Source organism: Comamonas humi (assembly GCF_054782535.1).
Genome location: NZ_BAAGSH010000007.1, coordinates 239,804 through 253,076 on the forward strand (window position 1 = coordinate 239,804; position 13,273 = coordinate 253,076).

General features: G+C 67.5%; 13 protein-coding genes. 8 read left to right on the plus strand and 5 right to left on the minus strand.

Translation table 11 applies throughout. The features are described from left to right. Window positions 1–14: 14 nt before the first annotated feature. The 8 genes from rtcA to ACYVKR_RS08335 all read left to right on the plus strand — a co-directional run bounded on the left by rtcA (window position 15) and on the right by ACYVKR_RS08335 (window position 7,778). Window positions 15–1,088, plus strand: a complete 1,074-nt coding sequence (gene rtcA / locus ACYVKR_RS08300) for an RNA 3'-terminal phosphate cyclase (protein WP_460480336.1) — start codon at window positions 15–17, stop codon at window positions 1,086–1,088. Between the two features lie 137 nt (window positions 1,089–1,225). Then, window positions 1,226–2,155 carry a polyprenyl synthetase family protein gene (locus ACYVKR_RS08305; RefSeq protein ID WP_460480675.1) on the plus strand — a complete coding sequence of 310 codons (930 nt, stop codon included), beginning with the start codon at window positions 1,226–1,228 and terminating at the stop codon, window positions 2,153–2,155. A gap of 97 nt (window positions 2,156–2,252) precedes the next feature. Continuing rightward, window positions 2,253–3,980 carry a type IV-A pilus assembly ATPase PilB gene (gene pilB, locus ACYVKR_RS08310; protein WP_460480337.1) on the plus strand — a complete coding sequence of 576 codons (1,728 nt, stop codon included), beginning with the start codon at window positions 2,253–2,255 and terminating at the stop codon, window positions 3,978–3,980. A 19-nt stretch (window positions 3,981–3,999) separates the two neighbouring features. Then, window positions 4,000–5,229: a type II secretion system F family protein gene (locus ACYVKR_RS08315; protein WP_460480338.1), complete on the plus strand. Its 1,230-nt coding sequence runs from the start codon at window positions 4,000–4,002 to the stop codon at window positions 5,227–5,229. A gap of 8 nt (window positions 5,230–5,237) precedes the next feature. Further along, complete coding sequence (locus tag ACYVKR_RS08320) at window positions 5,238–6,095, plus strand: prepilin peptidase (protein ID WP_460480677.1); 858 nt, start codon at window positions 5,238–5,240, stop codon at window positions 6,093–6,095. After that, on the plus strand, window positions 6,092–6,721 hold the full coding sequence (coaE, locus tag ACYVKR_RS08325; protein WP_460480339.1) for a dephospho-CoA kinase: 630 nt from the start codon (window positions 6,092–6,094) through the stop codon (window positions 6,719–6,721). Before ACYVKR_RS08320 ends, coaE begins: the two co-directional genes overlap by 4 nt. 49 nt (window positions 6,722–6,770) lie before the next feature. Further along, window positions 6,771–7,526, plus strand: a complete 756-nt coding sequence (gene zapD / locus ACYVKR_RS08330; RefSeq protein WP_460480340.1) for a cell division protein ZapD — start codon at window positions 6,771–6,773, stop codon at window positions 7,524–7,526. Window positions 7,527–7,568: 42 nt separating this feature from the next. After that, on the plus strand, window positions 7,569–7,778 hold the full coding sequence (locus ACYVKR_RS08335; protein ID WP_460480341.1) for a DNA gyrase inhibitor YacG: 210 nt from the start codon (window positions 7,569–7,571) through the stop codon (window positions 7,776–7,778). Between the two features lie 18 nt (window positions 7,779–7,796). On the opposite strand, the gene ACYVKR_RS08340 is transcribed toward ACYVKR_RS08335, so the two are convergent. The 5 genes from ACYVKR_RS08340 to ACYVKR_RS08360 form a co-directional block, all read right to left on the minus strand. Continuing rightward, window positions 7,797–8,390 carry a carboxymuconolactone decarboxylase family protein gene (locus ACYVKR_RS08340; RefSeq protein ID WP_460480342.1) on the minus strand — a complete coding sequence of 198 codons (594 nt, stop codon included), beginning with the start codon at window positions 8,388–8,390 and terminating at the stop codon, window positions 7,797–7,799. Then, window positions 8,387–8,905 (minus strand): CMD domain-containing protein, encoded by a 519-nt coding sequence (locus ACYVKR_RS08345; RefSeq protein ID WP_460480343.1) that lies wholly within the window; start codon window positions 8,903–8,905, stop codon window positions 8,387–8,389. The genes ACYVKR_RS08340 and ACYVKR_RS08345 overlap by 4 nt, the downstream gene beginning before the upstream one ends. Window positions 8,906–9,287: 382 nt before the next feature. Further along, the gene (locus ACYVKR_RS08350) at window positions 9,288–10,601 is read right to left on the minus strand and encodes an acyl-CoA thioester hydrolase/BAAT C-terminal domain-containing protein (protein WP_460480344.1); all 1,314 of its coding nucleotides are present in this window, start codon (window positions 10,599–10,601) and stop codon (window positions 9,288–9,290) included. Beyond that, the gene (locus ACYVKR_RS08355) at window positions 10,598–12,166 is read right to left on the minus strand and encodes an ABC transporter substrate-binding protein (RefSeq protein ID WP_460480345.1); all 1,569 of its coding nucleotides are present in this window, start codon (window positions 12,164–12,166) and stop codon (window positions 10,598–10,600) included. Before ACYVKR_RS08355 ends, ACYVKR_RS08350 begins: the two co-directional genes overlap by 4 nt. Window positions 12,167–12,274: 108 nt before the next feature. Beyond that, on the minus strand, window positions 12,275–13,270 hold the full coding sequence (locus ACYVKR_RS08360; protein WP_460480679.1) for an ABC transporter ATP-binding protein: 996 nt from the start codon (window positions 13,268–13,270) through the stop codon (window positions 12,275–12,277). Window positions 13,271–13,273: the final 3 nt, after the last annotated feature.

The window sequence follows — 13,273 nt, forward strand, 5'->3', positions numbered from 1 at the left end:
TGGAGGCATATTTTATGCAAAACACCTTATCCGAGGCCGTGGCCATCGACGGCTCGCAGGGCGAAGGCGGCGGCCAGATCCTGCGCACCAGCCTGGCGCTGGCGATGGTCACCGGGCGGCCGCTCGCCATGGAGCGCATCCGCGCGGGGCGCCCTAAGCCCGGGCTGATGCGCCAGCACCTGGCCTGCGTGCAGGCGGCGGCCGGCGTATGCGGCGGCGCGGCGGAAGGCGCCGAGCCGGGCAGCACCGCGCTGCGCTTCACCCCGGGGCCGGTGCGCGCCGGCAATTACCACTTCCCGGTGGCCGGCGCCGGCAGTTGCCTGCTGGTGCTGCAGACCGTGCTGCCCGCGCTGATGCTGGCCGACGGCGACAGCCGCCTGCAGCTGAGCGGCGGCACGCACAACCCGATGGCGCCGCCCTTCGACTTTCTGCAGAACGCCTTCGCGCCGTTGCTGGCGCGGCTGGGCGTGGGCCTGGAGCTGCAATTGCTGCGCCGGGGCTTCCATCCCGCCGGCGGTGGGCAGGTGCAGGCCACGGTGCGCCCGGCCGCGGCGCTCGCACCGGTGGACCTGCCGGAGCCCGGCCCGTTGCAGGACGCCTGGGCCGAGGCGCTGGCGCCCGGCCTGCCCCGCCGCATACCGGCGCGCGAGCTGGAGGCCATCGGCCGCCACCTGGGCTGGACCCATGAGCGCGGCCAGCTGCGCCAGGCGGTGGCGCGCCAGAACGAGGGGCCGGGCAATGCGCTGCTGGCCATCCTGCGGCACCAGGAGCTGACCGAGGTGTTCTGCGGCTTCGGCCAGCCGGGCATCTCATCCGAGCAGGTGGCCGCCCGCGTGGCCCGTACCGTGCAGGCCTACCAGACCAGCGGCGCCGCGCTCGGCCCCTATCTCGCGGACCAGTGGATGCTGCCGCTGGCCCTGGCGGTATGGCGCAGCGGCCGCCCCGCCAGCTACACGGCCAGCGCCTGGAGCCCGCGCAGCGCCACCAACGCCGCGGTCATCGCCCGCTGGCTGCCCGTCACCGTGGAGTCCCATCCTGACTGTGGTGGGCGGCGCGTGCGGGTAGGGCTGCAGCCACGCGCGCTGTAGCGCAGGAGGCTTTCCCGCTCAGGAAAACCCGGGCGGTTTCCTATAATGCCGAGTCCCGTTGATCCACCGAGTGTCTCGCCTTGTCCAACTCCCTCGCCCCTCATGCCGCCAACCCCCTGACGCTCATCGCCGACGACATGCGCCAGGTTGATGCACTGATTGCAAAACGGCTGAGCTCCTCGGTGCCGCTGATCGGCGAAATCTCCCACTACATCATTGCCGCCGGCGGCAAGCGGCTGCGGCCCTCGCTGCTGCTGCTGGTGTGCGGGGCGCTGGGCTACCGGGGCGCGCAGCGCTTCAACCTGGCCGCGGTGGTCGAGTTCATCCACACCGCCACGCTGCTGCACGACGACGTGGTGGACGAATCGACGCTGCGCCGCGGCCGCCCCACCGCCAACGAGAGCTTCGGCAACGCGGCCAGCGTGCTGGTGGGCGACTTCCTGTACTCGCGCGCCTTCCAGATGATGGTGGACGCCGACAGCATGAAGGTCATGCAGATCCTGTCGGAAGCCACCAACGTGATCGCCGAGGGCGAGGTGCAGCAGCTGATCAACACCCATAACATCGACCTGGACGAGGCCGGTTACCTGTCGGTGATCCGCTCCAAGACCGCCAAGCTGTTCGAGGCCAGCGCCCGCCTGGGTGCGGTGCTGGCCAATGCGGGCCCCGAAGTGGAGCAGGCCTGCGCCAGCTACGGCCAGGCACTGGGCACGGCCTTCCAGGTGATCGACGACGTGCTCGACTACGCCGGCGACGCCGACCTGATGGGCAAGAACCTGGGTGACGACCTGCGCGAAGGCAAGGTCACGCTGCCGCTGATCATCGCCATGCGCCGGGCCTCGCCCGAGCACAAGGCGATGATCGAGACCGCCATCACCGAAGGCGAAACGCCGCACATGGACGCCATCATCCGCGTGGTGCGGGACACCGGCGCGCTGGACGCCACGCGCGACGCCGCCGCCGCCCAGGCCCAGGAGGCCATACAGTCCCTCGAGGGGCTGGCCGACAACGAATATGCACAGGCCTTGCACGCGCTGGCAGCACAGTTGCTTTCCCGCTCCGTCTAGGCCGCAGTGAGCGGCATCGCATTTCTTTTTCCACCAACCACTGCTACAGTCCGCACGGCCTAAAGATAATTTTTCACCAATATTGACAATTGGCTACATGACCGAGCCTGAGACCTCCTCCGCCGCGACGACGCTTGCCCTGCCCGGTATCGCCCGGGCGTTGGTCAGCAGCAACAAGCTCCCCTTGGCCAAGGCCGAGGCCATCTACGCCAAGAGTCAGAAAAACCGCAACAGCTTCATCGCCGAGCTGACCGACGCGGGTGCCGTATCCGCCCGGGATGTCGCGGACATCATCTCCTCGGTCTTCAGCGTGCCTATCCTGGACCTGGACAGCATCGACCTGCAGCGCCTGCCCGCCGGGCTGCTGGACGGCAAGCTGCAGCAGACGCACAAGATCATCGCCCTGGCCAAGCGCGGCAGCCGCCTGGTGGTGGCTGCGGCCGATCCGACCGACCACTCCATTGCCGACCAGATCAAGTTCTCCACGCAGCTCGGCGTGGACTGGGTGGTGGCCGAGCACGACAAGATCGCCAAGGCGCTCGAAACCCTGGGCAAATCGACCAGCGAAAGCCTGGATGCCATCGTCGGCGACGACGACATCGACTTCGAACTCACCGACGACCGCGCCGAGCAGGCCGCCGACGAGGCGAACGATGTCGAAGACGCCCCGATCGTGCGTTTTCTGCACAAGATGCTGGTGGATGCGTTCAACATGCGCGCCTCCGACCTGCACTTCGAGCCCTTCGAGAACACCTACCGCATCCGCTTCCGCATCGATGGCGAGCTGCGCGAGATCGCCTCGCCGCCCATCGGCATCAAGGACAAGCTCGCCTCGCGCATCAAGGTGATCTCGCGCCTGGATATCTCGGAAAAGCGCGTGCCGCAGGACGGCCGCATGAAGCTGAAGATGGGCCCCAACCGGGTCATCGACTTCCGCGTCAGCACCCTGCCCACGCTGTTCGGCGAGAAGATCGTGATCCGTATCCTCGACCCCAGCAGCGCCAAGATGGGCATCGACGCGCTGGGCTACGAGCCCGAGGAAAAGGCCCGGCTGATCGACGCCATCCACCGCCCCTACGGCATGATCCTGGTGACCGGCCCGACCGGCTCGGGCAAGACGGTGTCGCTCTACACCTGCCTGAACATGCTCAACACCGCCGCCGTCAACATCGCAACGGCGGAAGACCCATCGGAAATCAACCTGCCCGGCGTCAACCAGGTGAACGTGAACGAGAAGGCCGGCCTGACCTTCGCGGCGGCGCTGCGCGCCTTCCTGCGCCAGGACCCGGACATCATCATGGTGGGTGAAATCCGCGACCTGGAAACCGCCGACATCGCCATCAAGGCCGCGCAGACCGGCCACCTGGTGCTGTCCACGCTGCACACCAACGACGCGCCGACCACGCTCACGCGCATGCGCAACATGGGCATCGCGCCGTTCAACATCGCGTCCAGCGTGATCCTGATCACCGCCCAGCGCCTGGCCCGCCGGCTGTGCCCGGTCTGCAAGCGCCCGGCGGACATCCCCCACGAATCGCTGCTGGATGCGGGCTTTCGCGAGGAGGACCTGGACGGCACCTGGGTGCCCTACGAGGCCGTGGGCTGCGACGAGTGCAACAATGGCTACAAGGGCCGCGTCGGCATCTACCAGGTGATGCCGGTGTCCGAGGAGATCCAGCGCATCATCCTGCGCGAAGGCTCGGCGCTGGAGATCGCTGCACAGGCCAGTGCCGAAGGCGTGCGCTCGCTGCGCGGCTCGGGCCTGCACAAAGTACAAAAAGGATTGACGTCGCTCGAGGAAGTGCTGGCAGTCACCAACGAATAATTTTGCAAGGGAGAGGGAAATGGCAACGGCAACAACAACATCCGCCAGAAAGAGTCCCAACGAAACCGTCTACGAATGGGAAGGCAAGGACCGGCAGGGCAAGGTCGTGCGCGGCGAGATGCGGGCCGGCGGCGAGAACCAGGTCATCGCATCGCTGCGGCGCCAGGGCGTGCTGCCGTCGAAGATCAAGAAGCGCAGGATGCGCTCGGGCAAGAAGATCAAGCCCAAGGACATCGCGCTGTTCACCCGCCAGCTCGCCACCATGATGAAGGCCGGCGTACCGCTGCTGCAGGCCTTCGACATCGTGGGCCGGGGCAGCACGAATGCCAGCGTCACCAAGCTGCTCAATGACGTGCGCACCGACGTGGAGACCGGCTCGTCGCTGAGCACGGCCTTTCGCCGCCACCCGATGTACTTCAACGCGCTGTACTGCAACCTGGTGGAGGCCGGCGAGGCCGCCGGTATCCTGGAAGACCTGCTCGACCGCCTGGCCACCTACATGGAGAAGACCGAGGCCATCAAGAGCAAGATCCGCTCGGCGCTGATGTACCCGTCCGCGGTGGTCATCGTGGCCTTCGTCGTGGTGTCGATCATCATGGTCTGGGTGATCCCGGCGTTCAAGGAGGTGTTCACCTCGTTCGGCGCCGACCTGCCGGCGCCCACGCTGATCGTCATGGGCATCAGCGACTTCTTCGTGAAGTGGTGGTACGTGATCTTTGCCGCCATCGGCGGCGGCCTGTACTTCTTCTTCCAGGCCTGGAAGCGCAACGAGAAGATGCAGCGTTTCATGGACCGGCTGCTGCTGCGCATCCCCATCTTCGGCCCGCTGGTCGAGAAGGCCTGCGTGGCGCGCTGGACACGCACGCTGTCCACCATGTTCGCGGCCGGCGTGCCGCTGGTGGAAGCGCTCGACTCGGTGGGCGGCGCCTCGGGCAACTCCCTGTTCGTCGACGCCACCGACAAGATCCAGCAGGAAGTCTCCACCGGCACCAGCCTCACCGTGGCCATGACCAATGCCCACGTGTTCCCGTCGATGGTGCTGCAGATGTGCGCGATCGGCGAGGAATCCGGCTCCATCGACCACATGCTGGGCAAGGCCGCCGACTTCTACGAGGCTGAGGTGGATGAGGCCGTGGCCGGCCTGTCGAGCCTGATGGAGCCCATCATCATCGTCTTCCTGGGTACCTTGATCGGCGGCATCGTGGTCTCGATGTACCTGCCCATCTTCAAGCTCGGGCAGGTGGTGTGATGCTCGCTATGCTGGATATGGCGCCGGTGGCGCTAGCCGTGGTGATCGGCCTGCTGATCGGCAGCTTTCTGAATGTGGTCATCCACCGCCTGCCGTTGATGATGGAACGGCAATGGCAGCGCGAGGCCAAGGCCATGCTGGAGGACGACGGCACCGCACCCGCCGACGATACCCCCGAGGAACCCGCCTTCAACCTCTGCACGCCGGCATCGCGCTGCCCCCATTGCGGGCACCGCATCCGCTGGTGGCAGAACATTCCGCTGCTGAGCTACGCCCTGCTGGGCGGCAAGTGCAGCCAGTGCAAGGCCGGCATCGGCCTGCGCTACCCGCTGGTGGAGCTGGCCACCGGTCTGCTGTTCGGCTGGTGCGTGCACCGCTTCGGCGTCAGCGTCCAAGCCGGTGCCTGGTGCCTGTTCTCGGCGCTGCTGCTGGCACTGGCGCTGATCGACTGGGACACCACGCTGCTGCCCGACGACCTCACCTACCCGCTGCTGTGGGCCGGCCTGCTGGCCAGCACCTTCGGCTGGACGGGCGTGGCGCTGCACGACTCGGTGGTGGGCGCCGCGGCCGGCTACCTGGCGCTGTGGAGCATCTACTGGGTCTTCAAGCTGCTGACCGGCAAGGAAGGCATGGGCTACGGCGACTTCAAGCTGCTCGCCGCGCTGGGCGCGTGGTTTGGCTGGCAGGCCCTGGTGCCCATCGCGCTGGTCTCGTCGGTGGTCGGCGCCGTCATCGGCATCGCGATGAAACTCTCGTCCAAGCTGCGCGAAGGCGGCTACGTGCCCTTCGGCCCCTTCCTGGCGCTGGGCGGTTTCCTGGTGATGCTGCTGGGCACCTCGCTCATCGATAGACTGTTGCACCCATGAGTGCAAACACGAGCCAGCGCAAACTGCGATTGGGCGTCACCGGCGGCATAGGCAGCGGCAAGAGCACGGTATCGGGCATGTTCGCGGCGCTGGGCGCCGTGGTGATCGATGCCGACGCCATCTCGCGCAGCCTGACCCAGCCCCGGGGCGATGCCCTGCCCCTGATCGCCGAACAGTTCGGCGCCGAATACATCACGGCCGACGAGGCGCTGAACCGCGAGCTGATGCGCGACACCGTGTTCCGCTCGCCCGAGAAGAAGCGGCTGCTGGAGTCCATCCTGCACCCGCTGATCCAGCGCAAGATCTTCGCCGCCTACGATGCTGCCTGTGCGCAGCCCGCCATTCCCTTCGTGGTGTTCGATATCCCGCTGCTGGCCGAATCGCCGCACTGGGCACAGCGGTTGGACCAGGTGCTGGTGGTGGACTGCACCGAGCAGACCCAGATCGCCCGCGTCATGCAGCGCAGCCAGTTGGCGCCCGAGCAGGTGCAGGCCATCATCGCCCAGCAGTCCACGCGGGCACAGCGCTTGCGCAAGGCCGACTGGGTGGTATTTAATGAAACAGCATCGTTACAAGCGCTGCGCGAGCTGGTGGCCGACATATACAATCGCCTGAAACCAGCCTAGACACTATATTTTCGGTAGCACCCAACCCAGCACCTTGCTGTAGAACCGCGTGATTGTTTACGAGTACCCCTTCAACGAGCGTATCCGGGCCTACCTGCGGCTCGAATACCTGTTGCGGCGCCTCGAAACCCTGCTCACGCGCACCGAAGCCATTGACCACCATTTCGCCATCGCCACCTTGTTCGAGGGCATGGACGTGTCGTCGCGCTCCGACCTGAAATCGGACGTGCTCAAGGACCTGGAGCGCCACCGCCAGCAGTTCAACGCCTACCGCGCCAGCCCCGACGTCAACGTGGCCGCGCTGGACCAGATCATCGGCCGCATCGACGAGGCCCACAGCCGGCTGCGCGACCAGCCCACCAAGCCCAGCCAGGCGCTGGCCGAGAACGAGTGGCTGATGGCCATCCGCAACCGCATGGGCATTCCCGGCGGCACCTGCACCTTCGACCTGCCAGGCTACTTTGCCTGGCAGAACCAGCCCCCGCAGCAGCGCCATGCCGACCTGCTGCAGTGGGTGCAGCCCTTCGAGCCGCTGGCCAACGCGCTGTACCTGCTGCTACGCCTCTTCCGCGATGGCGGCAGCCCGCAGCGCATCGCCACCGTGCGTGGCCAGTACCAGCAGAACCTGCCGCAGAACCGGACCTACCAGTTGCTGCGCCTGACCATGCCCGAGCACTCGCCCCTGATCCCCGAGATCAGCGGCAACCGCCTGATGGTCTCGGTCCGCATGCTGCAGAAGGCCGAAGGCGGCCAGCTGGCCCTGGCCAGCGACGACGGCCAGTACGAAATGACGCTGTGCATGTGAGCCGGCTCCCATGCCGGGCCACGGATATTTGAAGCCTTTCCCATGCCGAACCCAGACACGCCCTCTTCCCCGGACGAGATCCGCATCACCTGCCCGCAATGCGGGGGCCCGTCGAGCTTTGCCAAGGCCAATGCCTGGCGGCCGTTCTGCAGCGAGCGCTGCAAGCTGATCGACCTCGGTGCCTGGGGCAACGAGGATTTCCGCATCGGCAGCAGCACGCCGCCGGACCTGGGAGAGGACGGCGCAGACTGACCTGCGCCCTGTGTTCGCCTAAGCCTGCGTGTCCGGAAACACCGGCTCGCCCAGGTTCAGCATCAGCCGGTTGGCCCAGGCGAAGATCGCGTCCGAATGCAGCAGGTCGAGGATCTCGGCCTCCTTCAGGCCCACGTCCTTCAGCGCCTGGATGTCCTGTGCGCCCAGCCCGGCGGGCTGCTCGGTGATCTTGATCGAGAAATGCGCGATGGCGCGCTCGCGCTCGTTGGTGCCGGCCGTGGCCGGGTTGTCGAAGACCTGGGCGACCACGTCGGTTCGCTTGGCCAGTTGCTCGAAGCGCTGGGCATGGACCGAGCCGCAGTACACGCAGCCGTTGATGCGCGAAACCACCGTCGCGCCCAGCTCGCGCTCGGCGCGCGGCAGGCCGCCGGGTGCGTACATGATGGCGTTGTAGGCGGTGGAGCGCTGGCGCAGGATCTCGGGCTGGTGGGCCAGGAAGCGGTAGTAGTCCGAGGTCTTGGCCTTGGGATGGCTTTCCTCCAGGATGGCGATCTGCTCGGGCGTCGCCTGGTCCACGTCGATCACGTCCAGCCAGGCCTTCCACTCCAGCGTCTCGTTGGTGAAGCCATTGGCTTTGATGATGGTGCTCATGCTGCTGCCTCCAGTGCTTTCATGGCCTTCAGGCCGGCCACCAGGCGCACCTGGTACGACAAAAACGCGATCAGCTGCGACAGCGCGACCACGGCCGGCGTGGACAGGCCCGCGGCAGGCAGCGCCTGGATCGCGGCCTGGTCGCCTTCCACCGGCTTGGAAATCAGCTTGCGCGTGAACTCCAGCATCGCGGCGAGGCGCGGCTCCGCGGCCTGGCCGGACTCGGCCGACGCCAGCAGCGCCGCATCAGCGCCGGCGGCCTGCAGGCGCTCGCGGTAGTGCGCGGCCAGCTCGGGTGCCGGCGTGAGTGCGCAGGCATGCAGGGCCACGGCCAGGCGCTCGGGCAGCGACAGGCCTTGCAGGTCGGCGGCGAACAAGGCCTCGTAGCTGCCCTGCGTGGCGGCGGCCACCTTGTCGCGCTGGTGGCGCACGGCGTAGGTGGTGCTGCCGGGAGCGAGGCCGGCGATGCGGTCGATCAGGTCCTGATCGGGTTGGTAGGTGAAGGGATCTGCCATGTGTGGATCTCCTGCTGGGTTGAAGACTTATGCGGATTGATGGAAAGCCGAGCGACGCGATGGCCCGTTGGGTTTGCCCACCCCTTCTGGCTGCGCCTGTGGTGGGGTGTTTGCGGGGTGGACATGCGCGTCGGAGCGCGCATGCTTCGTGATCTGACTCGCCGCGGTTGTTCGAACGGAGCGCCTTTGGCGCGCAGAGAGTTCTGCGGCGCACCCCGCAAACGCCCCGCCACAGGTTGCCAAAGCGCCTGCGGCGCTGGGGTCGCAGACAGCAGGGTCGCCTTTCTTTGGTTTCTTTCTTTGGCGAGGCAAAGAAAGAAACTGCGCCGCCGGGCGCATATCCCGGCCTCTGCCCTTCGGCAAGACCATGCCAGTCATAGCGCTACCCAGCCGCACGCTTGGCCACCGCACTGCGCAAAAACCGCAGCACCCCATCCCACGACTGTTCGTCAGCGCGCGCATTGTCCGCCGCGTTGCCACCGCTGGTGCTGACCTTGCCCGACACCGGGTGGGCGTAGACGAGCTGCGTGGTCGGCACGCAGGGGAAAAGGATGGAGTGGCCGGCATTCTCGAAGTCCAGCCACTGCACGTCGTGCGGGTGCTGCACCTCGACGAGCCGGTCGCGCACGATGCGCGCGTAGATGCTCGACGGCCAGGAGCCGTCGTCCGTGGCGGACAGCAGCATCACCGGGCCCTCGATGTTCTCGACCGGGATGCGGGCGCGCGCCAGCGCCTCGGGGTCCTGCAGCGCGGTGCGCATGGCGCGGTCGTGGCGGCGCGGCTCGGGGCCGTCGTCGTAGGGGGCCCAGCTCGCGGTGCGGTTGTTCTCCCACAGGTGGGTGAGCGGCTTGCCATCCAGCAGCCAGGTCGGGCCCTCGCGGCCGATCTTCGGGTCGCAGGCGTTCTGGCCGCTGTGCACGAAGGCGCTGGGCACATAGGCGACCACGGCGGAGACTTCCTTGGCAAAGGTCGCGCCCAGCAGCAGCACCAGCTCGCCGCCGCGCGACTGGCCGCTCACGGCGACGAAGTCGTGCAGCGGCCGCACCTCGCGGCGCAGCCAGCGCAGGCCTTGCTGGAAGTACTCCAGCGGCGTGTTCGAGATGTAGTCCGACAGGCCCGGCGCCTTGAAGTACGCCAGCGCCAGCGCGGCAAAGCCGCGCGATGCATAGAGCGCCGCGCGCGGCTCGTTGATGCCGCCGCCCGAGCCGTTCAGCACAACCACCGCTGGATGCGGGCCGGGGCCGGCCGGCAGGTACAGCGTGCCGACCAGGCCGTCCTCACGCACTTCGCGCCGCGTCACGCCCTCGGCCGCCAGGCGCTGCACCAGCGTGGCCTGCAGCTGCTGGCCGTCCACGCTGGCGGTGACCTCGGTCACCAGCGGCTCGGCCACCGGCTGGTTGAAGGCCTCGCGGCTTTTGGAGCCCACCGGCGATTGCGACCAGACCAGGCCCATGGGGCTGACGCCGCCATAGCTGCCAGACACCGGCGCATCGCGCTCCAAATCCACCACGCCGTCGGCGCCGGCGGCAAACACGGCTTCGCTGCGCCATTCCACGCCGTTGCGCAGCGTGCGGGTGGCAATGGCCACCTGCCGGCCAGGCGCGAGCCGCTCCACGCGGATGCGGCGCGGCACATCGATCAGCTCGTCGGCCGGCGTGACAGAGAGCACGGCGGTAGGCACGGGCGTGGCGATCACTTGCCGTCCCTGGTGACCATCATCGCGGCGGTGCGGTCGCTGGTCATCGGGGTGACCTTCAGGCCCTTCTTCGCGGCCCACACGTTGCGGTAGTGGAACAGCGGGATGATGCCCACGTCCTCCGACACCACCTTGGCCGAGGCGCGCAGGATGGCCTCGCGCTTCTTGGTGTCGAACTCGGCCGTGGATTCGGCCAGCGCCTTGTCCACCGCCGGGTTGCTGTAGTGGCCCCAGTTCGAGGCGCCCAGGCCCTTGGCCTTGTCCACCGTGGCCAGCACGTTCACCAGCGCGTAGCTGGCCTCGCCGGTGCCGTTGCCCCAGGCCAGCATGCTCATCGCGTACTCGTTCTTGTTGGCCTTGCCGGAGTACACCGACCACGGCACCACCTCGACCTGGGTCTTGACACCGATACGCGTCCAGAACTGGGCCACGACCTGCGCGGTCTCGGGGCCCTGCGGGTAGCGGTCGTTGGGCACGTGCATGGTCAGCTTGAAGCCCTCGGGAAAGCCCGCGTCGGCCAGCAACTTCTTGGCGCGCGCGGCGTCGAAGGCGATGTTCTTGACCTCGGGGTTGTAGCCGAAGGTGTCCTTGGGCATCCACTGGTTGGCCTCGGTGGCGGTGTCCTGCAGGATGCGGTCGGTGATGGCCTTGCGGTTGATGGCGATGCTGAGCGCCTCGCGCACGCGCTGGTCGAGCAGCGGGTTCTTGGCCAGCGGCTTGCCGGCGTTGTCGGCCAGGAAGGGCGTGGGCGCCGGGTTGTAGCTGGGCTGCAGCAGCATCACGCGCAGGCCGTCGTAGGGGAACACGGTGACGCTCGGCGACTGCTTGAGCTTGGCCAGGTCGGACACCGAGACCTTGTCGATCACGTCCACGTCGCCGGCCAGCAGCGCGGCGGTGCGCGCGGCGGCGTTGTTGATGTAGCGGTAGTTCACCTTCTCCCAGGCCGGCTTGCCGCCCCAGTAGCCGTCGTTGCGCGCCATCACCACGCGGTCGCCCGGCGTGTACGAGACGAACTTGTACGGCCCGGTGCCGACCACGGCCTTGCCGGCGTTGTAGTCGTCGGTGCCGGCCTTCTCGCCGACATGCTTGCTGACGATGTGCACCGAGGCCAGGTTCAGCGGCAGGTCGGGGTTGGGGATGTTGGTCTTGATGACCAGGGTGTGCGCATCCTTGGCGGTGACGGACTCGACCGTGCGCAGGTAGCCGGCGAAGGTGGCCACGCTGCCGGGCACGTTGCGCGCGCGCTGGTACGAGAAGATCACGTCATCGGCGGTGAAGGGCTTGCCGTCCTGCCACTTCACGTCCTTGCGCAGCTTGAACTCCCAGGTCTTGGGGTCGAGGTTCTTCCAGCTCTCGGCCAGGCCGGGCTGCAGCTGGTTGGCCTTGTTCTCGACCAGCAGGTCCCAGAAGTGCAGGTCCACCGAGCGGTCGCCCGCGTGGTTGTTGAGCTGCGGGTCCAGCGACGACAGCGGATCGGCGAAGCCGATGCTCAGCGCCTGCGCGTGGGCGGCCAGGCCGGCGCCGAGCAGCGCGGTGGTCAGGGAGGAAAGCATCCAGCGTTTCATGGCGAACTCCTTATCAAAAACAATAGCTGCTGGCGCTTTCCACCAGCCAACTTCAAAAACAAAACAATCTACAAACCAATCACATCAAGCGCTAGCCGCTCACTTTTTTCATGCTCCCTCATTCAGGTGGCAGGCACTGAAATGCTGGATGGCGATGCCCTTGAGCTGCGGCGCTTCGGCCTTGCAACGCGGCATGGCCTTGGGACAGCGCGGGTGGAAGTGGCAGCCCGACGGCGGATGCAGCGGGCTAGGGATCTCGCCCTGGATGGCGGTGTAGGTCCTGTGGCGCGCGCCCATGGTCGGCACCTCGGCCAGCAGCGCCTGGGTGTAGGGGTGGTTGGGGCGGCTGAACAGCTCCTCCACCGGCGCGGTCTCGATCACGCGGCCCAGGTACATCACCACCACGCGGTCCGACAGATGCTCGACCACGCCCAGGTCGTGGCTGATGAACAGATAGGTCAGGTTCAGCTCCTGGCGCAGGTCCATGAACAGGTTCAGGATCTGCGCCTGGATGGACACATCGAGCGCCGCCACCGCCTCGTCGCAGACCAGCACCTGCGGCTGCACCGCCAGCGCGCGCGCAATGCCGATGCGCTGGCGCTGGCCGCCGCTGAACTGGTGCGGATAGCGATGGCGCAGCGCCGGGTCGAGCCCGGCGCGCTGCATCTGCGCGCAGACGTAGTCGTCGAAGCCCGCCGCATCGACCAGCCCGTGGATGCGCGCCGCCTCGCCGACGATCTCGTCCACCCGCATGCGCGGGTTCAGGCTGGCATATGGGTCCTGGAAGATCATCTGCACCTGCATGCGCGCCGCGTGGCGCTGGCGCGCGTCCATGTCGGGCAGCGCCAGGCCGCCGACCAGCACCTCGCCGTCGGACGGCGCGAGCAGCCCCGCGGCCAGCCGGCCCAGCGTCGATTTGCCGCAGCCCGATTCGCCCACCAGGCCCACGACCTCGCCGGGAGCCACGCGCAGATCGACGCGGTCCACCGCGCGCGTCACGGCCGGCGGTTTGGCCAGTCCCAGCCTATCGAGCAGGCCGGATGGGCGCTCGCCAAAGCGCTTGCTGACCTGGCGCAGCTCGATGGCCGCGGGCGCCTGTTGCATCTC